The organism is Buttiauxella sp. JUb87 (assembly GCF_004361975.1).
GTDB lineage: Bacteria > Pseudomonadota > Gammaproteobacteria > Enterobacterales > Enterobacteriaceae > Buttiauxella > Buttiauxella ferragutiae.
In genome coordinates this window covers 76,290-103,222 of record NZ_SNVY01000008.1, presented here as the reverse complement: position 1 = coordinate 103,222, position 26,933 = coordinate 76,290, and the positions used below count along the sequence as shown (strand labels likewise).

21 protein-coding genes and 2 tRNA genes are annotated in these 26,933 nt (G+C 51.7%); 6 read left to right on the top strand and 17 right to left on the bottom strand.

What is annotated here, in order from left to right; all coding sequences use genetic code 11:
- Window positions 1–14: 14 nt before the first annotated feature.
- From rnr to nnr, 13 genes are all read right to left on the bottom strand, one after another.
- Window positions 15–2,483: a ribonuclease R gene (gene rnr, locus EC843_RS20400; RefSeq protein ID WP_133522963.1), complete on the bottom strand. Its 2,469-nt coding sequence runs from the start codon at window positions 2,481–2,483 to the stop codon at window positions 15–17.
- Window positions 2,484–2,522: 39 nt separating this feature from the next.
- Window positions 2,523–2,948, bottom strand: coding sequence for a nitric oxide-sensing transcriptional repressor NsrR (nsrR, locus tag EC843_RS20395; protein WP_034492795.1), 426 nt, complete (start codon window positions 2,946–2,948; stop codon window positions 2,523–2,525).
- 162 nt (window positions 2,949–3,110) lie between these two features.
- Complete coding sequence (locus EC843_RS20390; RefSeq protein WP_064540740.1) at window positions 3,111–4,409, bottom strand: adenylosuccinate synthase; 1,299 nt, start codon at window positions 4,407–4,409, stop codon at window positions 3,111–3,113.
- Window positions 4,410–4,511: 102 nt separating this feature from the next.
- A complete protein-coding gene (locus tag EC843_RS20385) occupies window positions 4,512–4,709 on the bottom strand; it encodes a DUF2065 domain-containing protein (protein ID WP_064540742.1) in 198 nt (65 codons plus the stop codon).
- 63 nt (window positions 4,710–4,772) lie between these two features.
- Complete coding sequence (hflC, locus tag EC843_RS20380) at window positions 4,773–5,777, bottom strand: protease modulator HflC (protein WP_064540746.1); 1,005 nt, start codon at window positions 5,775–5,777, stop codon at window positions 4,773–4,775.
- 2 nt (window positions 5,778–5,779) lie between these two features.
- Entirely contained in the window at window positions 5,780–7,045 is a 1,266-nt protein-coding gene (hflK, locus tag EC843_RS20375; protein ID WP_064540749.1) for an FtsH protease activity modulator HflK, read from the bottom strand.
- Window positions 7,046–7,119: 74 nt separating this feature from the next.
- Window positions 7,120–8,400, bottom strand: coding sequence for a ribosome rescue GTPase HflX (gene hflX / locus EC843_RS20370; RefSeq protein WP_064540752.1), 1,281 nt, complete (start codon window positions 8,398–8,400; stop codon window positions 7,120–7,122).
- Between the two features lie 76 nt (window positions 8,401–8,476).
- Entirely contained in the window at window positions 8,477–8,785 is a 309-nt protein-coding gene (gene hfq / locus EC843_RS20365) for an RNA chaperone Hfq (protein ID WP_034461169.1), read from the bottom strand.
- A 102-nt stretch (window positions 8,786–8,887) separates the two neighbouring features.
- Window positions 8,888–9,835, bottom strand: a complete 948-nt coding sequence (gene miaA / locus EC843_RS20360) for a tRNA (adenosine(37)-N6)-dimethylallyltransferase MiaA (RefSeq protein ID WP_064540755.1) — start codon at window positions 9,833–9,835, stop codon at window positions 8,888–8,890.
- Window positions 9,828–11,723: a DNA mismatch repair endonuclease MutL gene (mutL, locus tag EC843_RS20355; RefSeq protein WP_133522962.1), complete on the bottom strand. Its 1,896-nt coding sequence runs from the start codon at window positions 11,721–11,723 to the stop codon at window positions 9,828–9,830. Before mutL ends, miaA begins: the two co-directional genes overlap by 8 nt.
- Before the next feature lie 9 nt (window positions 11,724–11,732).
- On the bottom strand, window positions 11,733–13,058 hold the full coding sequence (amiB, locus tag EC843_RS20350; protein ID WP_133522961.1) for an N-acetylmuramoyl-L-alanine amidase AmiB: 1,326 nt from the start codon (window positions 13,056–13,058) through the stop codon (window positions 11,733–11,735).
- 13 nt (window positions 13,059–13,071) lie between these two features.
- A complete protein-coding gene (tsaE, locus tag EC843_RS20345) occupies window positions 13,072–13,533 on the bottom strand; it encodes a tRNA (adenosine(37)-N6)-threonylcarbamoyltransferase complex ATPase subunit type 1 TsaE (RefSeq protein ID WP_064540762.1) in 462 nt (153 codons plus the stop codon).
- The gene (nnr, locus tag EC843_RS20340; RefSeq protein ID WP_133522960.1) at window positions 13,526–15,052 is read right to left on the bottom strand and encodes a bifunctional ADP-dependent NAD(P)H-hydrate dehydratase/NAD(P)H-hydrate epimerase; all 1,527 of its coding nucleotides are present in this window, start codon (window positions 15,050–15,052) and stop codon (window positions 13,526–13,528) included. The genes tsaE and nnr overlap by 8 nt, the downstream gene beginning before the upstream one ends.
- Between nnr and queG the strand changes: the two genes are divergently transcribed.
- Complete coding sequence (gene queG, locus EC843_RS20335; protein WP_121814470.1) at window positions 15,051–16,190, top strand: tRNA epoxyqueuosine(34) reductase QueG; 1,140 nt, start codon at window positions 15,051–15,053, stop codon at window positions 16,188–16,190. The two genes, nnr and queG, sit on opposite strands and share 2 nt — an antisense overlap.
- 270 nt (window positions 16,191–16,460) lie before the next feature.
- Here the strand turns inward: queG and EC843_RS20330 are convergent.
- The 3 genes from EC843_RS20330 to orn form a co-directional block, all read right to left on the bottom strand.
- Window positions 16,461–16,536 (bottom strand) — tRNA-Gly (locus EC843_RS20330).
- A gap of 36 nt (window positions 16,537–16,572) precedes the next feature.
- Window positions 16,573–16,648: transfer RNA gene (locus EC843_RS20325), tRNA-Gly, on the bottom strand.
- Between the two features lie 174 nt (window positions 16,649–16,822).
- Window positions 16,823–17,368, bottom strand: a complete 546-nt coding sequence (orn, locus tag EC843_RS20320) for an oligoribonuclease (RefSeq protein ID WP_064540773.1) — start codon at window positions 17,366–17,368, stop codon at window positions 16,823–16,825.
- A gap of 113 nt (window positions 17,369–17,481) precedes the next feature.
- Here orn and rsgA point away from each other — a divergent pair, with 113 nt between their 5' ends.
- The 3 genes from rsgA to mscM all read left to right on the top strand — a co-directional run bounded on the left by rsgA (window position 17,482) and on the right by mscM (window position 22,969).
- A complete protein-coding gene (gene rsgA / locus EC843_RS20315) occupies window positions 17,482–18,537 on the top strand; it encodes a small ribosomal subunit biogenesis GTPase RsgA (protein ID WP_064540777.1) in 1,056 nt (351 codons plus the stop codon).
- 79 nt (window positions 18,538–18,616) lie between these two features.
- Window positions 18,617–19,573 (top strand): archaetidylserine decarboxylase, encoded by a 957-nt coding sequence (asd, locus tag EC843_RS20310; RefSeq protein ID WP_064540779.1) that lies wholly within the window; start codon window positions 18,617–18,619, stop codon window positions 19,571–19,573.
- A gap of 57 nt (window positions 19,574–19,630) precedes the next feature.
- Window positions 19,631–22,969 carry a miniconductance mechanosensitive channel MscM gene (gene mscM, locus EC843_RS20305; protein ID WP_064540784.1) on the top strand — a complete coding sequence of 1,113 codons (3,339 nt, stop codon included), beginning with the start codon at window positions 19,631–19,633 and terminating at the stop codon, window positions 22,967–22,969.
- Between the two features lie 128 nt (window positions 22,970–23,097).
- Here mscM and epmA read toward each other — a convergent pair whose 3' ends face one another.
- On the bottom strand, window positions 23,098–24,075 hold the full coding sequence (gene epmA / locus EC843_RS20300) for an elongation factor P--(R)-beta-lysine ligase (protein ID WP_064540787.1): 978 nt from the start codon (window positions 24,073–24,075) through the stop codon (window positions 23,098–23,100).
- 328 nt (window positions 24,076–24,403) lie between these two features.
- Here epmA and frdA point away from each other — a divergent pair, with 328 nt between their 5' ends.
- Both frdA and EC843_RS20290 read left to right on the top strand, forming a co-directional pair.
- Complete coding sequence (frdA, locus tag EC843_RS20295) at window positions 24,404–26,197, top strand: fumarate reductase (quinol) flavoprotein subunit (RefSeq protein ID WP_133522959.1); 1,794 nt, start codon at window positions 24,404–24,406, stop codon at window positions 26,195–26,197.
- A complete protein-coding gene (locus tag EC843_RS20290) occupies window positions 26,190–26,927 on the top strand; it encodes a succinate dehydrogenase/fumarate reductase iron-sulfur subunit (RefSeq protein ID WP_064540792.1) in 738 nt (245 codons plus the stop codon). Before frdA ends, EC843_RS20290 begins: the two co-directional genes overlap by 8 nt.
- Window positions 26,928–26,933 lie beyond the last annotated feature (6 nt).

The window sequence follows — 26,933 nt, the reverse complement described above, 5'->3', positions numbered from 1 at the left end:
AGAGGTATTACTCGTTAGCTCGGCTGCTTTTTCGCAGCGCGCTTGGCTTTAGTAGCGGCGGCTATTTTACGAGTTTTGTCCGACTGCGTTTTTGGTTTCTTCGCTTTCGGCTCGGCTTTTGTGTCGGCGCTTTTCTCGGCTTTCGCTTTCTTCGGCTTGGCTGGCCCTTTCTCTTTACGGAAAGTGCTGTCTGGCTCGAAGTTCGTGCGTTTACCGCCCTGACGACGTTTTGGCCCGTTGCCGTTTGCGCCTTTTTTCGCTCGGTCTTTCTCAGTTTTACCCGCGCCACGAGGAACACGAGTGCTGGAAATCAGAGCAAAATCAATTTTACGCTCGTCCATGTGGACGGCTTCAACGCGCACTTCGACACGGTCACCCAGGCGATAAGTCTGACCACCGGATTCACCAATCAGGCGCTGCCCGATTTGGTCGAAACGGTAGTAGTCGTTATCGAGAGTGGAAACGTGTACCAGGCCATCGATAAACAGATCCGTCAGGCGTACAAAGAAGCCGAAGCCGGTAACGCTGGCGATGATGCCAGTAAAGGTATTACCGACCTGATCCTGCATAAAGTCGCATTTCAGCCAGTCGGCAACATCGCGCGTCGCTTCATCGGCGCGGCGTTCTGCCATGGAACAATGCTGGCCAAGCTGCAGCATTTCGTCCATCTCATAGTGCCAGCCACCAGACTCGGTGCTGTTGCCTTTATGACCCTGCTCTTTTGCCAGCAGATACTTAATCGCACGGTGCAGCAACAGATCCGGGTAACGACGAATCGGTGAAGTAAAGTGCGCGTAAGATTGCAGCGCCAGGCCGAAGTGACCACGGTTTTCTGGATCGTAAACGGCCTGTTTCATGGAACGCAGCAGCATGGTTTGCAGCATTTCATGATCCGGACGATCGGCAATCGAGTTCAGCAATTCTGCGTAATCACGCGGTTCTGGTTTCTGCCCGCCAGGCAGTTCCAGACCTAGTTCAGCCAGCACCGAACGGAATGACGTGATCGCCTCGTTAGTTGGACGGTCGTGGTCACGGAACAGTGACGGTTCGTTGTTTTTCTCGACAAAGCGTGCCGCCGCGATATTCGCGAGGATCATGCACTCTTCGATAAGTTTATGCGCGTCGTTACGAACGGTTTGCTCAACGCGTTCAATACGGCGCTCGGCGTTGAAGATAAACTTCGCTTCTTCGCTTTCAAACGAGATGCCGCCACGCTGCGCACGGGAAACATCCAGCACTTTATACAGGTTATGCAGCTCTTCAATGTGCTTAACCAGCGGCGCATATTGCTCGCGCAGTTCCTGGTCGCCCTGCAACATGTGCCACACTTTGGTGTAGGTCAGACGCGCATGGGAGCTCATTACCGCTTCGTAGAATTTCGAACCGGTCAGACGGCCCGTCGAAGAGATGGTCATTTCACAGACCATACACAGACGGTCAACCTGTGGATTGAGCGAGCACAAGCCGTTGGACAGCACTTCCGGCAGCATCGGGATAACCTGCGATGGGAAGTAAACTGACGTGCCACGGTTACGAGCTTCTTTATCCAGCGCGGTTGGCGGGCGAACGTAATAGCTTACGTCGGCAATAGCGACATATAAACGCCAGCCGCCGCCACGTTTCTTCTCACAGAACACGGCATCATCGAAGTCACGCGCATCTTCACCATCGATGGTGACAAGCGGCAGGTCACGCAAATCCACGCGGCCAATTTTGGCTTCTTCCGGCACCTGTTCTTTAAGTGAAGCGACTTGTGCTTCGACTTCTGGCGGCCAGACGTATGGGATTTCATGGGTGCGCAGCGCCATATCGACAGCCATGCCGGTGCCCATGTTGTCGCCAAGAATCTCAACAATTTTACCTACAGCTTTGGTGCGGCGAGTTGGACGCTGAGTCAGTTCAACCACTACCACAAAGCCCATGCGTGCGCCCATTACCCCTTCTGGTGGGATAAGGATATCGAAGCTCAGGCGGCTGTCGTCTGGCACCACAAAACTAATACCGGCATCGGTAAAGTAGCGGCCAACGATTTGCCCGGTTCTTGGCTCAAGTACGCGCACAATACGCGCTTCGCGACGGCCTTTACGGTCGGCACCCAGCGGCTGCGCCAGCACGATGTCGCCATGCATGCACATTTTCATCTGCTCAGATGAAAGGTAGAGATCGTCTTTACGACCTTCTACGCGCAGGAAACCAAAACCATCGCGATGGCCAATGACTTTGCCTTTTAGCAAATCGAGACGTTCTGGCAGGGCGTAACACTGGCGGCGGGTAAAGACCAACTGTCCATCGCGTTCCATGGCTCGCAAACGGCGACGCAGCGCTTCAAGTTGTTCTTCACCGGTAATATTCAGTTCTTCAGCCAGTTCGTCACGATTGGCTGGTTTTTCACGTTTGGAGAGATGAGCGAGAATAAACTCCCGGCTTGGGATCGGGTTTTCGTATTTTTCGGCTTCTCGTTCCTGAAAAGGATCTTTTGACATTGCGGTTCCTCCGTTGTCATTTGCTGAGGAAATCGTGATTTATTCCACCAGCAATAATTTGTAGAGCGGTTGGTTTTGGTCCACCAAATCGGCCAGGGTGTGCTTATCCAGCTCTGTAAGAAAGCTTTGCACCGCCTGGGCCAGTGCCTGTTTCAGGCGACATGCGGGGGTAATATGACAAAACTCACTGCTACAGTTCACCAAAGAAAGCGGTTCCAGCTCGCGCACCACATCACCGACACGGATAGATACCGCCGGCTTGCCGAGGCGAATGCCACCGTTTTTGCCGCGCACTGCCGTCACATAGCCTGCGCGACTGAGTTGATTGATGATTTTCACCATATGATTACGTGATACACCATACACTTCTGTGACTTCAGAAATGCTCGTCATCTTGCCTTCTGGCAAAGACGCCATGTAAATCAAAGCACGTAAACCGTAATCAGTAAAACTCGTTAACTGCACATCAACCTCTAGGGTGGGAGGGGAAACGCTTTTCGCCATCAGGGCGATATATTGATGATAAACCAGCCATATGGTTGCCAGCTAATTTATTTAACGGGGAAGGTAGATAAAACGGCAGGATAAAGCAGTTGGGGCGTGCTATGCGCACACCCCATCACATCATTATGCGTCGAACGGATCGCGCAGAATCATGGTTTCAGAACGGTCCGGACCGGTAGAAATAATATCTACTGGTACTTCGGTCAGCTCTTCAATGCGTTTGATGTAGTTCAGTGCTGCCTGAGGCAAACCGCTACGCTCTTTCACGCCAAAGGTGGTTTCTGACCAGCCTGGCATGGTTTCGTAGATTGGCTCGATACCTTCCCAGTCGTCAGCAGCCATTGGAGTGGTAGTCACTTCACGGCCATCTGGCATACGGTAGCCTACGCACAGTTTAACTTCTTTCAAGCCGTCCAGTACGTCGAGCTTGGTCAGGCAGAAACCTGACAGGGAGTTAATCTGCACTGCGCGACGCACAGCAACGATGTCCAGCCAACCGGTACGACGACGACGGCCAGTGGTAGCACCATACTCGTTACCTTGTTTGCACAGGAACTCGCCGATATCATCAAACAGTTCTGTTGGGAACGGACCTGCGCCAACGCGAGTAGAGTACGCTTTGATAATACCCAGAACGTAATCAACATAACGTGGACCAATGCCGGAACCTGTTGCCACGCCACCCGCGGTGGTGTTGGAAGAGGTCACGTACGGATAGGTACCGTGGTCGATGTCCAGCAGCGTGCCTTGAGCACCTTCGAACATGATGAAGTCGCCGCGTTTACGTGCGCCGTCCAGCAGGTCGGACACATCAACTACCATGCTGGTCAGAATGTCAGCAACTGCCATGACATCGTCCAGAACTTTCTGGTAATCAACCGCTTCAACTTTATAGAAGTTAACCAGCTGGAAGTTATGGTATTCCAGAACTTCTTTCAGTTTGTCTGCAAAGGTGGCTTTGTCGAACAAGTCGCCAACGCGCAGGCCACGACGGGCCACTTTGTCTTCATATGCAGGACCGATACCACGACCGGTAGTACCGATAGCTTTCGCACCACGAGCTTTCTCACGAGCCACATCCAGCGCAACGTGATAATCAAGGATCAGTGGACATGCTTCAGATAACAGCAGGCGCTCACGTACCGGAATCCCACGGTCTTCCAGCTCTTTCATCTCTTTCATCAGTGCAGCAGGAGACAGCACAACGCCATTACCGATGATGCTGGTAACGTTATCACGCAGAATACCTGATGGAATAAGATGAAGAACGGTTTTTTCACCGTTGATTACGAGAGTATGGCCTGCGTTGTGACCGCCCTGGTAGCGCACAACATATTTAGCCCGTTCAGTCAGAAGATCTACGATCTTTCCTTTACCTTCGTCACCCCATTGGGTGCCCAGTACGACGACGTTGTTACCCATTTTTCAAAATCACCGTTTGCTTAAAAAAGGATTCTACCATCGGTTTCTTCGATGATCAGCCCTTTTAGTATGCAAAATGGTAATCATCGCCCTCAATGTGACTCAACCACCGCTTCGACTCAACATGTAGTAGATAACAATACCTGCAACCACTAGACCACCACCAAAACGGCGCAGCGTATTGTCGGGAAGCTGAGTTAAAGCGGCAATCATTCGGCGCCACATACGCGGGTAAAGCATTGGCCCGAGTCCTTCGAGCACTAAAACTAACGCTAATGCCATCCAGATAGTCGAATTCATATTTCCCTCAAACACCAATAAAAAAAGAGCCGGTCAGACCGGCTCTTGTATAACTCGCGAAAATTAACGTGAACTGTTCGCTGGCGTTTTCATGTAGCGGAAGAAATCATTCTCCGGACTTAACACCATCACGTCCTGACCAGAATTGAAGCTGGCCTCGTAAGCGCGCAGGCTACGAATAAAGGCATAGAAGTCTGGATCCTGGCTAAATGCGTCTGCAAACAGTTTGGCAGCTTCAGCATCACCTTCACCACGGCTAATACGGCCCTGACGCTCAGCTTCTGCCAGAGTACGAGTGACTTCGTAGTCGGCGGTAGCACGCAGCTTCTCAGCTTCTTCCTGGCCTTGTGAACGGTGACGACGAGCAACGGCTTCACGCTCTGCACGCATACGGTTGTAGATTGCTTCAGAAACCTCTGCTGGCAGGTTGATCTGCTTGATACGCACATCGACCACTTCGATACCCAGAGCCGCCATACTGTTCGTGTTAACCACAGGCACTTTGCCATTGGTTTCTTGAGTCACACGCGCCGCCGCCGATGCAATCGCATCATCCGCAGCAGGCGTTGACACTTCATCGTCAGCACCCGCAGAACCTGAGTTCAACGCATCACGAACATCCAGAGTCAGGCGACCACGGGAATCGGTCACGATGTCTTTCACATCAAGACGACCAATTTCAGAACGCAGACGGTCACTGAATTTACGTTTTAACAGCACTTCAGCTTGAGAAACATCACCACCACCGGTTGCCAGATAGTAGCGACTGAAATCACTGATACGCCATTTGATATAAGAATCAACGATCAGGTCTTTCTTCTCTTTGGTTACAAAGCGGTCGGCCTGGTTATCCATGGTCTGAATACGCGCATCAAGAGTTTTAACTGACTCGATAAACGGTACTTTGAAATGCAGACCTGGCTCGTAGACCACCGGCTTATTTTCATCATCACGCAACACCTTACCAAAGCGTAACGTAATCCCGCGCTCACCTTCTTGTACCACGAAGACCGAGGTAAACAGCACCACCAGCACGATGATAATTAAAGCAATGACTGACTTACGCATCGTTATTCACTCCCTACGCGCTGGTTATCAGTGCGCTGCGCGTTCACGCGGCGCTGATCCATGATATCGCCCTGACTAGTTGAGGACGGTGTGCTGGCGCTACCGCTGCTAGAGCCGGATGCAGGTGGCAAACGCAACAGATTATTCGCGCCACTGCTGTCACTCTTTGCTGCAGGCTGAGAGCCACCTTTCAGCATCTGATCCAGAGGCAGAACCATCAAGTTGCCGCCTTTGTCGTTAACCAGAACTTTACGAGTATGGCTAAGCACTTTTTCCATGGTTTCGATATACAGACGCTCACGGGTGATTTCCGGTGCGGCTTTGTACTCTGGCAACAGCTTCGCAAAGCGTGCAACTTCACCCTGCGCTTCTAACACTGTCTGTGTTTTATAAGCGCGAGCTTCTTCGAGAATACGCTGCGCCTGGCCGTTAGCACGCGGCTGAACTTCGTTGGTATAAGCTTCAGCTTCACGGATGTATTGCTGTTCGTTTTCACGCGCAGAAATCGCGTCATCAAACGCAGCTTTTACTTCTTCCGGTGGACGAGCTGTCTGGAAGTTAACGTCCAGTAAGGTGATACCCATGTTGTACGGACGAATGGTTTCTTCCAGTTCACGCTGAGTATCATTACGAATAATGGTACGACCCTCGGTGAGGATCTTATCCATGGTGTATTTACCAATAACACCACGCAGTGCGCTGTCGGTTGCCTGACGCAAGCTGTCGTCTGCACTGGTTACGCTATACAGATAGCGACGCGGATCGGTCACGCGATACTGGACGTTCATTTCGACGCGAACCACGTTCTCGTCAGAGGTCAGCATCACACCAGAAGCCGCCAATTCGCGAACTGCTTCAACGTTTACCGCAGTGACTTTATCAATAAATGTTGGTTTCCAGTTCAGACCTGGCTCAACCAAATGGCTGAATTGACCAAAACGAGTCACCACACCACGTTCGGCTTCTTTGATGGTATAGAACCCAGTAGCAGCCCAAATAACCACGGCTACGGCAGCAACAATGCCGACCATACGACCACCGATGTGTGGACGCGGAAGCTGTGAAGAACCGCCGCCGGTACCGCCACCACCACCGCTTTTACCGCCACCAAGGCCGCCGAGTTTTTTGCTTAATTTCCGGAAGATATCATCAAGATCAGGAGGCCCCTGATCCCGCCCTCCTTTATTACCCCCAGAGTCGCCGCCTGGTTTGCTGCTTCCCCACGGGTCGCGGTCCTGTCCGTTATTACCGGGCTGATTCCACGCCATGTTTATGCTCCATATTTGTTGTGCGGTGATATCCCCCTAAGGGGAAAAAGTCTTCAGGACAGTCCCTTGACTTGCTAAACGATGTAGTCAACGAGTGCCGGTTCTTGTTTACAGAGGCGACGCCAGTCAACAATAGGCATACGAATTTGTAAGCCAACACTGCCGTCCTCCTCCATCCACTCTTTTTCGATTGCCTGAAGCTGATAAAAACGGCTTCGCAGTCGCCCAGCCTGGGGGGGCAAGCACAACGTATGCTGTGCAATTTCACCAGATAAACGCTCAGTCAAAGCCTGGAAAAGCAGTGGAACGCCATCACCGGTCTGGGCAGAAAGCCAGACCCGTATCGGCATATTTTCATCATCTCTGTCGATACGAGGAACAAAGTCGTCCAACATATCTATCTTATTCATCACCATTAGCGCAGGAATTTCATTAGCCTCAATCTCTTCGAGAACGGTATCAACCGCGGCAATGTTTTCCTCGATCCTGAGGTCACTTGCGTCAATCACATGTAATAACAATGTCGCCTGACGAGTTTCCTGCAGGGTTGCTTTAAATGCTGCCACTAAGTCATGTGGCAGGTGACGAATAAATCCTACTGTATCCGCCAGGATCGTTTCACCCACATCGGCGACGTTAATACGACGCAATGTTGGATCCAGCGTAGCAAACAACTGATCTGCGGCATAAACATCTGCCGCTGTTATTTGGTTAAACAGGGTGGATTTGCCGGCGTTGGTGTAGCCCACCAGAGAAACGGTTGGGACATCAGCCTTGGCACGCGATCTTCGCCCTTGCTCACGCTGTTTTTCGACTCGTTCTAAGCGACCAAGGATCTGCATAATCCGATTGCGCAGTAAACGGCGGTCGGTTTCGAGCTGAGTTTCCCCAGGGCCTCGTGAACCTATCCCCCCTCCCTGACGCTCAAGGTGGGTCCAGCCGCGCACAAGGCGAGTTGCCATGTGACGTAACTGAGCCAGCTCAACCTGCAATTTACCTTCATGGGTACGCGCACGTTGAGCAAAAATATCTAAAATCAGGCCGGTTCTGTCGACGACACGACATTCACACAGCGCTTCGAGGTTACGCTCCTGAGCTGGAGACAACGCATGATCAAATAAAATGACCGATGCCCCAGTGGCTTTCACTGCATCGGCAATTTCAATTGCCTTACCTTCACCAACAAAATACTTCGGGTGAGGAGCTTTACGGCTACCAGTAACCACCTGTAACGCTTCGACACCAGCTGAAGAGACCAGAGATTCAAACTCATCCAGATCTTCTTTGTTTTTGTCTTGCGTAAAATAGATGTGTACCAGCACCGCCTGCTCACCGGCATCATAACGGTCAAACAAGCGTATAACCTCTCAAAAAGACCAGCGGGGAACCCAGCATCCCTGGTTCCCCGGCTTGGAAAAACAACGTTATGCCTTATTCAGCGTCTTCGTTGTCTTGTTGTGGCGCAGAACCTTGCGCACTTCCACCATGGTGGTAGCTGCCAGAACCGCTAGTACCGGTGTTATTGCTGTGATGAGATACCGGACGAGACGGAACAACAGTTGAAATCGCGTGCTTATAGACCATCTGGCTAACCGTGTTTTTCAACAGGATCACAAACTGATCAAAAGACTCAATCTGACCTTGCAGCTTAATACCATTCACCAAATAAATAGAAACTGGAACACGTTCGCGACGCAGTGCGTTCAAGAACGGATCTTGTAATGATTGCCCCTTAGCCATTCTATCTTTTCCTTATATGCTTGTTGTTTGTAACTCAAGAGCCCTGAGGCTCTGAAAAACTGCGTAAGATACTGCGCACCATAACGATTCAATTGTACACATTCATTGATGCTTCGCACTAACTACCTGTACTACATCGTTGTAAGACTGGGACGGATTATCACTGTCTAACCAGTGAACACCTTCCCAACCTCTCAACCAGGTCATTTGACGCTTAGCCAATTGTCTCGTCGCGCAAATACCACGATAAACCATTTCATCATGAGGAATTTCACCCGCCAGATAAGACCACATCTGCCGGTAACCCACACAACGAATGGAAGGCATGTCCGTATGCAAATCACCACGGGCAAAAAGAGCCCGTACTTCAGCTTCAAATCCCGAAGCTAACATCTGATGAAAACGCTGCTCAATTCTTTGATGGAGCAGTTCACGGCTCGCCGGGGCGATGGCGAACTGATGCACCTGGTAAGGCAGAGCTTCTCCTGACGTTTGTGTCAGTTCCGTTAAAGTTTTACCCGAAATGAAAAAAACTTCCAGTGCCCGGGAAAGCCTTTGTGGATCATTTGGATGAATACGAGCAGCAGCAACCGGATCAACCAGTGCTAATTCACGGTGCAACGCATCCCATCCTTGCTCTGCTGCCTGTTTTTCTATCCGTTCCCGAACTTCAGGAGAGGCGGATGGCAACGGCGATAAACCTTCTAACAATGCCTTGAAGTAGAGCATCGTTCCCCCTACTAATAAGGGGATACGTCCTGCAGCGGTAATTTCCGCCATTTCAGCCAGTGCATCACGCCGGAAATCTGCGGCGGAATAAGCCTGTGCCGGGTCGAGAATATCAAGTAACCGATGCGGAGCCTGGGCGAGTTCTTCTGCCGTTGGCTTCGCGGTACCGATGTCCATCCCTTGATAGATAAGGGCCGAATCGACGCTTATCAACTCTACCGGCAACGTTTTACGCAAATTAATGGCTAACGCTGTCTTACCTGAGGCCGTCGGCCCCATCAAAAAAATTGCCTGTGGCAGGTTTTGCTTAACTTCAGTCATGTTTCAGGGCGTTCATCGCCAATTGTAAATCAACAGGTTGTAACAAACCGCCAGGTGGTGATTTCACCAGTTGCGGACAAAGACGCTCTACGTCAGCCAGCAGGGCAATTGCCTGTGACTGGTTCCATTGTTCATGAAAGCCGTCCATTTGACGAGCAAACCATTGAGCAATCTGTGTTGCGCTAACCTCTGTCTGTTGCGCCAGGTATCCTGGCAGTTCGTGAATCAAGATTTGTAAATTTTGTTTACGCAAAGGTAAAGGTACCGTGCGAATTGTTATCTGACGCGACTCCGCAACAAATTCGATGCCCATTTCCAGCAACAGTGATTGATTTTTCAGCAAAACATCCTGTTCTTCTTTGGTCACCTTCAACCGAACGGGTATCAACAACGGTTGGGCTCGAGCGCCTTCACTACCCGGCACGAGCTGCGCCATTCTCAACCAGCGCTCAGCTACGCTTAGTGAAAGCAGCATCAATTTGCCTTCGCGTTCCAGCAACGCCAGGTCCGGAGGAAGAACCGTCAGTACGCGGCCAAAACTTTGCGCATGTGCATCTAACGCCTCGAAAACTTCAGGCTCAGCAACACGATTCTCCACCGCAGATGCGGGTGTATCCAGTAACTCGCGGTACAACGCACCTTCTTTCTTCTGAAAACCGGGTGCAGCATGGGGCCACAATGGTGCGACTTTATTCACGCCCCCACCGCTATGCCCAGGGATATTTTCCCCAGAACTACGTGGTGCAACGTCACGATATGCCGCTTCGCGATGTGTCGTTGCCGGAGCAGGGGTCGCAAACTGATTCCGCCCCGATGCAACGCGGTTTTCAGGCTGCCAGCGCGGTTGTGGATCTTCCGCAGTCTCTTCCAACGGTAGACGATTTTCGCTCTGCTGTTGCAAAACGCTTAACACGCCCTGGTAGATAAAATCATGTACCAGGCGCGACTGATGAAAACGGACTTCATGCTTAGCGGGATGCACATTCACATCCACCTGATGCGGGTCAATTTCAAGATATAGCACAAATGCGGGTTGTTGCTCGGCCCCAAGCTTATCTTCACAGGCCTGGCGGATCGCATGGTTGATCAGGCGATCGCGCATCATGCGTCCATTCACATAACAGTATTGAATCTCAGCAAGCGCAGACGTGGTGGCAGACGGTTCAGCCACCCAGCCACGCAACGCCAAATCACCATGTTGCCATTCGATGGCCAACGCTTGTTCGAGGAATGCAGTACCGCAGATTGCCCCAAGGCGGCGTTCACGTGGTGCGCCTTCCGCTACAGCACGGTACTGACGTATCACTTTACCGTTATGGGTGAGATTAATTGACACATCGAAGCGCGCCAGCGCAATACGTCTGACTATTTCATCAATGTGGTTGAATTCAGTTTTTTCGGTGCGCATAAATTTGCGCCGGGCAGGCGTGTTGTAGAACAGATCCAACACCTCGAGCGTGGTTCCAACAGGATGTGCGGCAGGTTTAACCGTCACATCTTGTTCGCGTCCTTCGGCATAAGCCTGCCACGCCTCGCTTTGTTCAGCAGTACGCGACGTTAACGTCAGCCGCGCAACTGAGCTAATACTCGCCAGCGCTTCACCACGAAAACCAAGGCTAATAATGGCTTCAAGGTCATCAAGTGTGGCGATTTTACTGGTGGCATGACGAGCCAGCGCCAGCGCCAGCTCATCTTTTTTAATCCCGCAGCCATTGTCGCGAATGCGAATGAGCTTGGCACCACCACGTTCGATATCAATATCAATCCGCGTAGCACCCGCATCAAGGCTGTTCTCAACCAGTTCTTTCACCACCGACGCGGGGCGCTCTACCACTTCGCCAGCCGCAATCTGGTTGGCAAGTTGCGGCGGCAAAACCTGAATCGGCATGAAATATCCTTATTGAGTAATCGCGACCTGATCGACACCTGAGCCTGAGCGTGCGGTCTGAGAAGAGTCAGGTGCTGATTGTAGCGGATGCGTCAGGAAATAATCCTTTAACCCTTGATAAATAGCCTGGGCAATTTTTTGCTGATAATCATCGCTATCCAGCAGACGCTCTTCCGAATGGTTACTGATAAACCCGGTTTCCACCAACACAGAAGGAATATCCGGGGAACGTAACACCCCAAGGCTCGCATGCTCCGGACGGCGTTTATGTAACGCGCCTACCCGCTGCATCTGCGCCAGAACTTTGGTTGCCACATCATACCCGACGCGCTGAGAATGGCCGAATTGCAAATCCAGCACCGCCTGGCTGAGATAAGGATCCGCCTGGCTGTTGGCCAGCACATCGCCCGCGCCGCCAAGTAACTCGGATTGTTTTTCGTGTTGCTCAAGCCAGCCTGCCATTTCGCTATTTGCCCGGCGATTTGACAACACCCAGACAGAAGCCCCTGTTGCATCGCGATTTGGTGCGGCATCAGCATGAATCGACACCAGAATATTGGCGTTCTGCTTACGGGCGACATCTGAACGCCCCATCACTGAAATAAAATAGTCGCCATCGCGAGTGAGCACACCTTTAAACATGGAGTCGTCATTAAGCAACTCACGAAGTTTACGGGCGATAGAAATAGTGACGTTTTTCTCTTTGGTACCACCGGGGCCAATCGCGCCAGGATCTTGCCCACCGTGACCGGCATCAATGGCGACGACGATAGTATCGGATTGAGTGGTGGTGCGTTTCGCTCGTGCCGGATGCGTGACGGTATTCGAACTCATGGCACCGGTTACGGTTTGAGAACTAAAAGGATTTTTTGCCGGTTCAGCGGGACGTGTTACTGGCAACACTTCAACACGTTTCGCCACTACTGGTGGAGGTGGCGGCGGCGGTGCATCGGCATTAATGGTAAATACCACCGTATAATTAGCGCCGTGCTGCTGTTTCACCGCTCGTGTTTTACCTGGCTGGGTGAGGTCCACCACCAGACGTAAAGAACCGCTATCTTTAGGTTGCCCGGATCGAATGCTTTTCACCAGATTATTGCCACTGAATAGCAGCGGCAAACCTCTAATAACACCGGTTTGCTTGATATCCAGAGCAACGCTTTTTTTATCATCCTGAGAAAAAGCATATTCAGGGTCACCAATAAAACTAAAGGTGATCCGCGCCTGCGAATCACCATTTGATACCTGAATATCTGCTAAATTTGCGGCGTTGACCTGTACAGTCAGTACCAGTAAACACACCGCCATCAACCAACTTTTTACGCGAGAGATCATCCCGTCATCCTTGTTATTTGGCCAACCGCGCCAGTAACGACTCACCAGATGAGGAAACTGCTTTCAGACACGCTTCGCGCCCGCAAGCCTGGTAACTTAGGTGGATTTCGACATCCGGTTCTGGAAGCACACCCTGACCTTGTTGCGGCCACTCCACCAGACTGATTGCATCATTGGTGAAATAGTCACGGATTCCCATAAACTCGAGTTCTTCTGGATCGGCAAGACGGTAAAGATCGAAGTGATACACCATCAAATCGCCGAGGGTGTACGGCTCCACCAACGTATAGGTTGGGCTTTTAACGTTCCCTTTATGGCCTAGCGCCTGTATAAAACCACGGCTAAATGTCGTTTTCCCCGCGCCCAGGTCACCATACAGATGAATAACGGTGGCACCTTCGCAGGCTTTAGCCAGACGGGCACCCAACTCTAATGTCGCAGCTTCATCAGGTAATGCGATAACTCGATTAATCATTTTCTTTGCTATTCAAATCCGGGTTAACAAAAGGGTACAACGTCGTTAATAAGTCGCTCGCTAACATGCCACGCGTGCCGTAGCGATGGGCTAACATGTCAGCAGCAGCACCATGAGCAACACAACCAGCGCAAGCAGCATCATACGGGGTTAACTTCTGTGCCAGCAACGCTCCGATAATTCCGGACAGCACATCCCCCATTCCACCACTGCCCATACCAGCATTACCCACATCAATCATTGCGCACTCACCACTTTGGCTGGCCACAATCGTACCGGCACCTTTTAAGACCACAATTCCACCATAACGTTTTACCAGGCGGTCCGCGGAAAGTAAGCGGTCACTCTCAATTTGAGATACGGTACAATTTAATAACCTGGCGGCCTCTCCAGGATGCGGCGTAATCACGCGATTCTGACGTTTATCGGGATTGATTGCCAGAAGGTTAAGCGCATCGGCATCCCACAACATCGGTTTCTGACTGTTCTCTGCTTTTTGTAAGGCGCTTTTGCCCCACTCCTGCTGCCCTAAACCTGGGCCAATGACCACCACATCAGCCCACTCAAGAGATTCATCAAGCGTTTGTGCAGTCAGTTCCTGAACCATTAATTCCGGACGAGCAGTGAGCAATGGTACAACGTTCTCGATACGTGTCAGCACTCTGACTAAACCCGCCCCCGCCCGTAATGCGGCTTCACCCGCCATTCTAATCGCTCCGGCAGTACCGTAATCACCACCAATAACCACCAGCCGCCCGTTAGTGCCTTTGTGCGAAGTAGGTTTCCGTGGCGGTAGCCAGCCGGATAATTGTGCGCTATCCACGCGAGAAATTGGCGCTGTCTGGCCTTGCAACCACTCTTCAAGACCAAGCGCATGAAAATGCAGTTTACCGACCACATCCCGAGCCTTTCCCGTTAGTAAGCCAGGTTTGAGAGCAATAAACGTCAGGGTATGGGAGGCATGTATCACTGCACCTGGTGTCGCCCCAGTTTCTGCGAGCAGGCCTGAAGGAATATCCAGCGCAATGACCGGTGCCGAATACTGATTACATTGTTCGATAAGCTGTACTGCAGCCTCACGCGGCACGCTATTCAGACCGGTTCCCAACACACCATCAATCACAAGGTCGATATCATCGGGCCAGACAGTATCCGCTGCGTGAATCACACCCGCGGCATTTAGCCAGGCATCGCGCGCTGTAGCAGCTTCTTCCGGTAAGGCTTTATCGCTTTCTAATGCCAGCAATGTCACGCGGATGCCAGCAGCCTGAGCAAGCCGAGCCACCACGTAACCATCGCCGCCGTTATTGCCATGCCCGCATGCAATCAACCAGTGGTGAGTTTGCGGGTACAGTTCACGGGCTAAATTAAACGCCGCCGCTCCCGCTCGTTGCATCAATTCATACAGCGTTAACCCTAAGTCATCCGCCGCCTGCTTTTCAGCGGTGCGCAGCCAGTCTGCTGACCAGACTGAATGTGGTATACTTTTAGCGGTTATTTTTAGGCTCAGGTCCGTCATGTCACAGCCCCTCGATCTCAATCAATTAGCGCAAAATATTAAACAGTGGGGGATCGAACTCGGCTTCCAGCAAGTTGGAATTTCCGATACCGATCTCACCGCCAGCGAGCCTGCGCTCCAGATGTGGCTGGATAAACAATACCACGGTGAGATGGACTGGATGGCTCGTCACGGCATGATGCGTGCCCGGCCTCACGAACTGCTCCCCGGCACTTTGCGTGTGATTAGCGTGCGCATGAACTATCTTCCGGCAAACGCAGCCTTCGCTTCAACGCTCAAAAACCCCAAAATTGGTTATATCAGCCGCTACGCGCTTGGACGTGACTACCACAAACTGCTGCGTAATCGGCTCAAAAAACTGGGTGAAATGATCCAGTCCCACTGTTCCACGCTGAATTTTAGACCTTTTGTGGATTCTGCGCCGATTCTTGAACGCCCGTTGGCAGAAAAAGCCGGTCTGGGTTGGACAGGTAAGCACTCACTTATCCTTAATCAGGAAGCCGGTTCATTCTTTTTCCTCGGCGAGCTGTTGGTCGATATCCCTCTTCCTGTTGATAAAGCTATCGAGGAACAGTGTGGGCGCTGTGTGGCTTGCATGACTATTTGTCCAACCGGCGCGATTGTGGAGCCATACACCGTGGATGCCAGGCGCTGCATCTCCTACCTCACCATTGAGCTTGAAGGCGCCATTCCCGAAGAGTTCAGACCATTAATCGGTAACCGCATCTATGGATGTGACGACTGCCAACTGATTTGCCCGTGGAATCGTTTTTCGCAACTCACCACAGAAGACGACTTTAGCCCGCGCCGTGCGTTACATGCACCACCGCTGGTTGAGTTATTCGCCTGGAGTGAAGAGTATTTCCTGCGGGTAACCGAAGGTTCGGCAATTCGGCGCATTGGACATTTGCGCTGGCTGCGAAATATTGCGGTAGCGATGGGTAATGCGCCATGGGATGAAGCGATTCTGGAAGCACTACAACAACGAAAAGGTGAGCACCCACTTCTTGACGAACACATCGACTGGGCGATTGCGCAACAATTAACCAGACGAAGCGCGAATGCAACGGAAGTCCAGTTACCGCAAAAACAGCGTCTGGTTCGAGTCATTGAAAAGGGGTTAAAACGTGATGCGTGAAATGTCCACAGGATGTGAATAAAAATTTGAAAGCCTTGCCCCACAAGCGATGTAAAATCTGCAAGCGATCGAGTTAACATTTTTAAACATTATAAAAATGAATTAAATCAATTAGTTAAACTAAATATGTAAAAGTTAATAAATAATTAGCGATCGAAGGGAATAAAACTAAGCTGTGGATAAGTCTGTTCACAATAGTTTTTGAGGAACGTAAAAACCACCACCGACGCGACTTAGCGTTGTGGATAATTTGTACTGGATATTAGAATTTGGAGCGGGAAACGAGACTCGAACTCGCGACCCCGACCTTGGCAAGGTCGTGCTCTACCAACTGAGCTATTCCCGCTTGGGTGGTGCTGGCTGTAAAAAGCCTAATCAAATTTGGAGCGGGAAACGAGACTCGAACTCGCGACCCCGACCTTGGCAAGGTCGTGCTCTACCAACTGAGCTATTCCCGCTCTGTGTAACGCTGCAAATTCTGCATCGGTACGGGAGGCGCATTATACGAGAAATCGTTTTAGTCGCAAGCCCCTCAAAAGGTTTTTTTCACAAAATTAGTTTGAATGGCGATTTAAACGCCAAAATGATTAATATCTCAGCGATGGAGGAGTTTAGCTCCTCCCACACGCCTGTCAAAGCTTAATAAAATTCTCGCGATAGAATGCTAACTCAGCCACTGACTCACGAATATCGTCCATTGCCTGATGAGTGCCCTGCTTTTTGAAATCAGCCAGAATCTCAGGTTTCCAACGGCGCGCCAGCTCTTTGAGCGTACTGACATCCAGATAACGGTAGTGGAAGTAAGCTTCCAGCTCAGGCATATACTTAAACAGGAAACGACGATCCTGGCCGATACTGTTACCACAGATTGGCGAGCTATTCGCTGGCACCCAAAGCTTTAGGAACTCAAGTGTTGCCAGTTCAGCTGCGCGGTCATCCTGGGTACTCGCTTTGACACGCTCAACCAGGCCACTTCCAGTATGAGTACGCACATTCCAGTCATCCATCAGCGCCAGTTGCTCATCAGACTGATGAACAGCAATGGTTGGTCCTTCAGCGAGGATATTCAAATTGGCATCAGTAACCAGAGTGGCGATTTCAATTATGCGATCCCGCTCGGGGTCCAGGCCGGTCATTTCTAAATCAATCCAAATGAGATTGTTTTCATTTCCACTCATGCTATTTTCCACCCTTCTTGTGCGTAGCCCACCCTTGTCGATGGGTTAACTCGTATAAAATAGTGTGTATCATAGAGGTTTTGCCCACTACGGGCGACCAGGAGCCAGTAAGATTGAGCAAAAATAAACTCTCCAAAGGACAGCAGCGCCGGGTTTCAGCAAACCACCAGCGTCGGCTTAAACAGACTGTGGAGAAAGCCGATCCCGACGACTCTCAGTTTGGTGAACCGCGCGATGGCCGCGTGATAAGCCGTTTCGGCCAACATGCCGATGTTGAATCTCTCGGTGGTGAAATTCACCGCTGCAATATTCGTCGCACCATCCGTTCGCTGGTGACTGGCGACAACGTGGTCTGGCGCCCAGCTAAAGAAGCGGCTGCCGGTGTCACGATTAAAGGCATTGTAGATGCAGTACATGAGCGCACTACCGTCCTGACGCGCCCTGATTTCTACGACGGCGTAAAACCTATTGCCGCTAATATCGACCAAATCATCGTGGTTTCCGCGATCTTGCCGGAGCTGTCACTGAATATTATTGACCGTTATCTGGTGGCGTGCGAAACGCTCGATGTCGAACCATTGCTGGTACTGAACAAAACCGACCTGCTGGACGAAGCAGGCCTGAAGTTCGTCAATGAACAAATGGATATCTACCGCAAGATTGGTTATCGCGTTCTGTTCGTTTCCAGCCACAAAGTTGAAGGTCTGAAAGAGCTTGAAGAAGCGTTGATTGGCCGCGTCAGTATTTTTGCCGGGCAATCAGGTGTGGGCAAATCCAGCCTGCTCAACAACCTTCTCGGCTTTAAAGAAGTCCAGATTCTGGTCAATGACGTTTCGGACAACTCCGGTTTAGGTCAACACACCACCACCGCTTCACGTCTGTATCACTTCCCGGGCGGCGGTGATGTTATCGACTCCCCAGGCGTGCGTGAGTTTGGTTTGTGGCACTTAGAGCCGGATCAGGTCACTCATGGGTTTACTGAATTCCACGACTATTTAGGTCGTTGCAAATACCGTGACTGCAGCCACACCAACGATCCAGGCTGCGCACTGCGCGAAGCTGTTGAACGTGGGGAAATCGCAGAAACGCGTTTCGATAACTACCACCGCATACTGGAAAGTATGTCCGAGGTAAAATCGCGTAAAACCTTTTCCGATACTGACCGCTGACAATTAAGCTGGGCATCGCTAAAATCGCGCTCCTTTTTGTGTATGCCCGCTTACATGTGTACTTAGCCAGGAGGCTATCTTGTTAGACAATTTTAAACTTTCACTCCAGTACATCCTGCCTAAACTTTGGCTGACACGCCTGGCAGGCTGGGGTGCAAGCAAACGAGCAGGCTGGTTAACCAAACTGGTTATCGATCTGTTCGTCAAATACTACAAAGTCGACATGAAGGAAGCACAGAAGCCGGACACCGCCAGCTACCGCACCTTCAACGAATTCTTCGTTCGCCCACTGCGTGACGATGTTCGCCCAGTGAACACCGACCCTAATGTGCTGGTGATGCCAGCAGATGGCGTAGTCAGCCAGTTAGGCCCAATTGAAGAAGACAAAATCTTGCAGGCAAAAGGCCATAATTACAGCCTCGAAGCCCTGCTCGCCGGTAACTACTTAATGGCAGATTTGTTCCGTAACGGCAGCTTCGTTACGACTTATCTGTCACCACGTGACTACCACCGCGTTCACATGCCTTGTAACGGTATTTTGCGTGAGATGATTTACGTGCCGGGCGACTTGTTCTCTGTGAACCATTTAACCGCGCAAAACGTGCCGAATCTGTTTGCCCGTAACGAACGCGTTATCTGCCTGTTTGATACCGAATTTGGCCCGATGGCCCAAATTCTGGTGGGTGCCACCATTGTTGGCAGCATCGAAACAGTCTGGGCTGGCACCATCACACCACCGCGTGAAGGCGTTATCAAACGCTGGACATGGCCTGCGGGCGAAAGCGAAGGTTCTGTGGCACTGTTAAAAGGCCAGGAAATGGGTCGCTTTAAACTAGGTTCAACGGTTATTAACTTGTTCGCACCGGGTAAAGTGAACCTGGTTGAACAGCTGCAAAGCCTGTCTGCGACCAAAATTGGTGAGCCGCTGGCAATCTCGACTGAACCGATGAGTGAACCAGAAATTCCGGTAAGCGAAATTCCCGAACCAGAAGTGGCAGCTGAAACGGACACACCAGAGAACAAACCAGACATCTAATAACGCTATTATCTCCAGCCCTCACCATGAGGGCTGGTTCATAAATAAGGGACTGACGTGCGCCTGATAATCACATTACTGATCGGTTGCTGCCTCAGCCTCGGTGCCTACGCCGCAACGGCCCCCGACGCCAAACAAATCACCCAGGAACTGGAACAAGCCAAATCTGCGAAGGATAAACCAGGCAGTGCTGAAACTGTGGAAGCTCTACAGGCGGCCCTTAATGCGCTTGATGAACGCAAAGTCTCCCTGGAACGAGCCACACAATATCAACAAGTTATAGATAACTTCCCCAAACTTTCAGATACCTTGCGTCGACAAATCAATAATCAGCACGATGAACCACAAAAAGTGCCTGATGGCCTGTCGACCGATGCGTTAAATCAGGAAATCCTGCAAGTCAGTAGTCAGTTGCTGGATAAAAGCCGTCTTGCGCAGCAAGAGCAGGAACGCACCCGAGAAATCACGGACTCACTCAGCCAGCTCCCGCAGCAGCAAACTGATGCTCGCCGCCAGTTAAACGACGTTGAGCGTCGGATGGGAACCTTGCCAGCCACCAGCACACCATTAACTCAGGCGCAGAACATCGCTTTGCAGGCTGAAGCTTCACGCCTGAAAGCGTTAGTCGATGAACTGGAACTGGCACAATTGTCAGCCAGTAATCGCCAGGAACTCGCTCGCCTGCGGGCCGAGCTGGCCCAAAAACAGAGCGCACAGCTGGATGCTTATCTTCAGGCATTGCGTAACCAACTGAATAACCAGCGCCAGCGTGAAGCAGAACAAGCGCTGGAAAGCACCGAACTGTTGGCCGAAAGCAGCGCCAACCTGCCGCCAGAGATCGTTGCCCAGTTTAATAATAACCGCCAACTATCTCAGGCATTGAACCAACAAGCTCAGCGTATGGATTTAGTGGCCTCGCAGCAACGCCAGGCCTCCAGCCAGACGGTGCAAGTGCGCCAGGCACTTAATACGCTGCGCGAGCAATCACAATGGCTGGGCGTTTCAAACGTCCTCGGCGAAGCGCTGCGTGCTCAAGTAGCCCGTTTGCCTGAAATGCCAAAACCTCAGCAAGTGGATACCGAACTCGGCCAGTTGCGTGTCCAGCGTTTGCATTACGAAGACCTGCTGAGTAAACAACAACAGCTTATGCAAACTCGCCAAACCAATGGTCAGCCGCTCACCAGCGAGCAAAATCGTATTCTGGAAGCGCAACTACGTACCCAGCGCGAACTGCTCAATTCTTTGCTGCAAGGTGGCGATAACCTCATCCTTGAACTGACCAAGCTGAAAGTGGCGAACAGCCAACTGGAAGATGCACTCAAAGAGGTCAACGTAGCCACACACCGTTACCTGTTCTGGACCTCAGACGTTAGTCCAATAGGATTCGCCTGGCCGGTTGAGTTAGTGCAGGATTTACGCCGTCTGGTTTCGATGGATACCTTCAGCCAACTCGGCAGCGCTACCATGATGATGCTGACCAGCAAGGAAACGCTGTTGCCGCTGTTTGGTGCGTTGATCCTCGTCGGTTTCAGTATTAGTTCGCGCCGCCATTTCACCGCCTTCCTGGACCGCTCAAGCGCCAAAGTCGGTAAAGTGACGCAGGATCATTTCAGCTTAACCTTGCGCACCGTGTTCTGGTCGATTCTGGTGGCGCTCCCGCTGCCGGTGCTATGGGCAACGCTCGGTTTCGGGCTTCAGGCTGCGTGGCCGTATCCCCTCGCGGTGGCAATTGGTGATGGTGTAACCGCCACCGTTCCCTTGCTGTGGGCCGTGATGATTTGTGCCACGTTTGCGCGCCCTAACGGTTTGTTCATCGTGCATTTTGGCTGGCCGCAACAACGTGTGGCCCGCGCGATGCGTTACTACCTGATGAGTATCGGCCTGATCGTGCCACTGATTATGGCCTTGATTATGTTTGATAATCTTAGCGATCGTGAATTCTCAGGCTCACTTGGGCGGCTGTGCTTTATTTTGATTTGTGGTGCGTTAGCGCTGGTGACCTTAAGCCTGAAACGTGCGGGTATACCGCTGTATCTGGATAAACAAGGCAATAGCGAAAACATCGCGAACACCGTGCTGTGGAACCTGCTGCTTGCCGCTCCATTAGTGGCAATTCTGGCGGCCGTGGTCGGTTACCTCGCGACCGCACAGGCCTTGCTTGCCAGGCTGGAAACCTCAGTCGCTATCTGGTTCCTGCTGCTGGTGGTCTACCATATCATCCGCCGCTGGATGCTGATTCAGCGTCGCCGCCTGGCGTTTGATCGTGCAAAACATCGCCGTGCTGAAATCCTCGCCCAGCGTGCGCGTGGCGAAGAAGAAACCACTCATAGCCTCAGCGCAGAAAGTTCTGCTGAAACCATCGAAGAACAGGAAATCGATCTGGATACCATCAGTGTGCAGTCACTGCGCCTGGTGCGGTCGATTCTGATGCTGATTGCACTGTTGTCGGTCATTGTATTGTGGTCAGAAATCCATTCCGCCTTTGGCTTCCTTGAGAACATCACCTTGTGGGATGTGACCTCAACCGTACAAGGCGTGGAAAGCCTTGAGCCGATTACGCTTGGTGCGGTGTTGATTGCGATTCTGGTGCTGATTATTACCATGCAACTGGTGCGTAATTTTCCCGCACTGCTTGAACTCGCGCTGCTACAGCATCTGGATTTAGCCCCTGGTACTGGTTATGCGATTACTACCGTCACCAAATATCTGCTGTTACTGGTGGGGACGTTGGTCGGTTTCTCGATGATTGGTATCGAATGGTCGAAATTGCAGTGGCTGGTCGCCGCCCTCGGTGTGGGTTTAGGTTTTGGTTTACAGGAAATTTTTGCCAACTTTATCTCTGGCCTGATTATCTTGTTCGAAAAGCCGATTCGTATTGGCGATACCGTGACGATCCGCGATCTCACCGGTAGCGTCACCAAGATCAATACCCGTGCCACGACGATCAGCGACTGGGATCGTAAAGAGATCATCGTACCGAACAAGGCGTTTATCACCGAGCAGTTCATCAACTGGTCGCTGTCGGATTCGGTAACGCGTGTGGTGTTAACCGTTCCAGCCCCGTCGGATGCGAACAGCGAAGAAGTGACGAGGGTGCTGTTACAGGCAGCTGAGCGTTGTTCACTGGTGATTGATAACCCAGCGCCAGAAGCATTCCTGGTGGATTTACAGGCGGGTATTCAGATTTTTGAGCTGCGTATTTATGCCGCTGAGATGAACCACCGTATGCCACTACGTCACGAGATTCATCAGTTGATTCTGCAAGGGTTCCGCGAACACGGAATCGAGCTACCGTTCCCACCATTCCAGATGCGTCTGGATACTTTAGGCGGGCAACGTAGCAGTAAAACGCTGACATCTTCAGGGAAAGCGGGCAGGACGCCGGGGAGTTTGTAAGCAAGGTCGCCCTCATCCGAGCCTTCTCCCCCAGGAGAAGGAGAAAACCGGTACCGCCCTCAGGGGGGGAGAACACCAGACTATCCCCTCTCCCTCAGGGAGAGGGCCAGGGTGAGGGTGAGGGTGGTTTAAGCGCGATCTACCGGAAACGCCAGCACATCGGCCAGGCTTTCAGCCTTCAGAGCCAACATAATCAAACGATCCACACCTAACGCCACGCCTGAGCAATCTGGCAAACCTGCCTTCAACGCTTCCAACAAATTCACATCAATTGGTTGCTGCGGCAAACCGCGAGCGGCACGTTTACGGTTATCCTGCTCGAAACGCTGCTGCTGCTCACGCGCATCGGTTAATTCGTGGAAACCATTCGCCAGCTCAATACCTCGGAAGTAAACCTCAAAGCGCTCAGCTACACGATGGTCTTCGGTGCTGATCTGTGCAAGAGCGGCCTGGCTTGCCGGGAAGTGGTACACAAACGTCGGTTTATCTTTACCAATATGCGGCTCGACACCCATGCTGAAAAGCAGTTGCAGCAAGGTGTCACGGTCTTCTTCCTGATCGGCAATGTTGCTTAAATCGAGTTTTCTCGCCACTTCGCGCAGCTGGGTTTTGTCCGCAGAAAGCGGGTCAATTTCCAGGTGGCGTTGGAAAGCCTGCTGATAAGAGAGCGTTTCTGCCGCATCAGTTTCCAGAACCTGTTGCAGTAAATCATCCACTTCATTCATCAGACGATACATATCGTAGCAAGGGCGGTACCACTCCAGCATGGTGAATTCTGGATTATGGTGGCGACCCATTTCTTCGTTACGGAAACTGCGGCACAACTGGAATACCGGGCCAATGCCCGCCGCCAGCAGGCGTTTCATGTGATATTCCGGGCTGGTCATCAGGTACAAATTGACGCCCTGAGCGTGGCCTGGGCCAACAAAACGGGTTTCAAACGGGAACAGGTTAATATCTGTAACCGTTGCCTGGCTCATGCAGGGTGTTTCCACCTCCAGTACACCGCGATCGGCAAAAAAACGCCGAATAACCGCCATGATCGCGGCGCGTTTCAACAGGTTGGGGATGGATGCGCTCGGCTGCCAAGTGGCCGTTTCGCTCATGGTGGAATCTCCGTATACAAACAAGGCGGAGAAGTCTACTCGCAACACTCCAGGGAGACAAATTTTGCCTGGTAAATTTTCATCAGCCTACGAACCGATTTGGCAGTAAAAATTTGAATTTCGTGACCTGACTCATCATCAAAATTAATTAATTACCGATCTGAACAGCAAAAAAATCGAACACGTCAAATTTCCTTAATATGCCTACGGCTATAATCCGCTACCTACAAAGGAGCAGGGATAACCCTTTCGCGTAGCTAGCGCCGTATTGGTGAACTACCTTTGGTTACATTAGCTATACGAAATCACTAAAATCTGGAGGAATGTCGTGCAAACCTTTCAAGCCGATCTCGCCATAATAGGCGCTGGCGGAGCGGGCTTACGAGCAGCCATTGCGGCAGCACAAGCCAATCCACAAGCCAAAATCGCTCTGATCTCCAAAGTCTACCCAATGCGTAGCCACACCGTGGCCGCTGAAGGGGGTTCTGCCGCCGTTGCGCAGGATCACGACAGTTTCGAATACCATTTTAATGACACCGTAGCCGGTGGTGACTGGTTGTGCGAGCAAGATGTGGTCGACTACTTCGTCCATCAATGCCCAACCGAAATGACACAGCTGGAGCAATGGGGTTGCCCATGGAGCCGCCGTCCGGACGGTTCCGTAAACGTGCGTCGCTTCGGTGGCATGAAGATTGAGCGTACCTGGTTTGCCGCGGATAAAACCGGCTTCCATATGCTCCACACCCTGTTCCAGACCTCATTACAGTTCCCGCAGATCCAGCGTTTTGACGAGCATTTCGTGCTCGATATTCTGGTGGACGACGGCGCAGCACGTGGCCTGGTCGCCATGAATATGATGGAAGGCACGCTGGTGCAAATCCGCGCGAATGCCGTGGTAATGGCAACCGGCGGTGCAGGTCGTGTTTACCGCTACAACACCAACGGCGGCATCGTGACCGGTGATGGTATGGGCATGGCGTTAAGCCACGGCGTACCGCTACGCGATATGGAATTCGTGCAATATCACCCAACTGGCCTGCCAGGCTCCGGCATTCTTATGACAGAAGGCTGCCGTGGTGAAGGCGGTATTCTGGTCAACAAAGATGGCTATCGCTATCTGCAAGATTACGGCATGGGACCAGAAACTCCGCTTGGCGAACCACGTAACAAGTACATGGAACTTGGCCCACGCGACAAAGTTTCTCAAGCCTTCTGGCACGAATGGCGCGCAGGCCGCACCGTTCCGACGCCACGTGGCGATGTGGTCTATCTCGACCTGCGTCATCTGGGCGAGAAAAAACTCCTCGAACGCCTGCCGTTTATCTGCGAATTGTCCAAAGCGTATGTTGGCGTCGATCCGGTTAAAGAGCCGATTCCAGTTCGCCCTACCGCGCACTACACCATGGGCGGTATCGAAACGGATAGCCAATGCGAAAGCCGTATCAAAGGGCTGTTTGCCGTCGGCGAATGTTCTTCCGTTGGTCTACATGGTGCAAACCGTCTGGGTTCTAACTCTCTTGCTGAGCTGGTGGTGTTTGGCCGTATGGCGGGCGAAAGTGCCATGAAGCGCGCGAACGAAGCGCAGCCTGCGAATGATGCCGCGCTGAATGCGCAAGCCGCTGATGTCGAAACGCGTCTGAAGAAACTGGTTAATCAGGAAGGCAATGAAAACTGGTCGAAAATCCGCGATGAAATGGGCCTGTCGATGGAAGAAGGCTGCGGTATTTATCGCACCCCAGAGCTGATGCAGAAAACCATCGATAAACTGTCTGAGCTGCAAGAACGCTTCAAACGCGTACGCATCACCGATACCTCCAGCGTGTTTAATACCGATTTGCTCTACACCATCGAGCTGGGCCACGGCCTGAACGTTGCGGAATGTATGGCGCACTCGGCGATGGCGCGTAAAGAGTCTCGCGGTGCACACCAGCGTTTAGACGAAGGTTGTACCGAGCGTGATGACGTTAACTTCCTGAAGCACACTCTCGCTTTCCGTGACGCAGATGGAACGACACGTCTGGAATACAGTGATGTGAAAATCACCACTTTGCCACCGGCTAAACGCGTCTACGGTGCGGAATCCGAAGCAGCCGACAAGAAGAAGGAGACGTCGAATGGCTGATGTGATGAAGACTCTGAAGATTGAAGTGATGCGCTACAACCCGGAAACGGACAGCGAGCCACACAGTGCTATCTACGAAGTGCCTTATGATGAACAAACCTCGCTGCTTGATGCGCTGGGTTACATCAAAGACAATTTGGCACCAGACCTGACCTACCGCTGGTCGTGCCGTATGGCTATCTGCGGCTCTTGCGGCATGATGGTCAACCGTGTACCGAAACTGGCTTGTAAAACCTTCCTGCGTGAATACACGCAAGGTATGAAGGTTGAAGCGCTGGGGAACTTCCCTATCGAGCGCGATTTAGTCGTCGACATGACTCACTTTATCGAAAGCCTGGAAGCGATTAAGCCTTACATCATCGGCAACACGCGTACGCCAGATCAGGGGCCAAACACCCAAACCCCGGCACAGATGGCGAAATACCATCAGTTCTCCGGCTGCATCAACTGTGGCCTGTGCTATGCAGCTTGCCCACAGTTTGGTTTGAATCCTGAGTTCATTGGCCCGGCGGCCATTACGCTTGCTCATCGTTACAACCTGGATAACCGCGACCATGGCAAGAAAGAGCGTATGGCGCAGCTCAACGGCCAGAACGGCGTCTGGAGTTGCACTTTCGTGGGCTACTGCTCCGAGGTGTGCCCGAAACACGTCGATCCGGCAGCTGCCATCCAGCAGGGTAAAGTCGAAAGCTCGAAAGACTTTTTGATTGCCACCCTGAAACCACGCTAAGGAGTG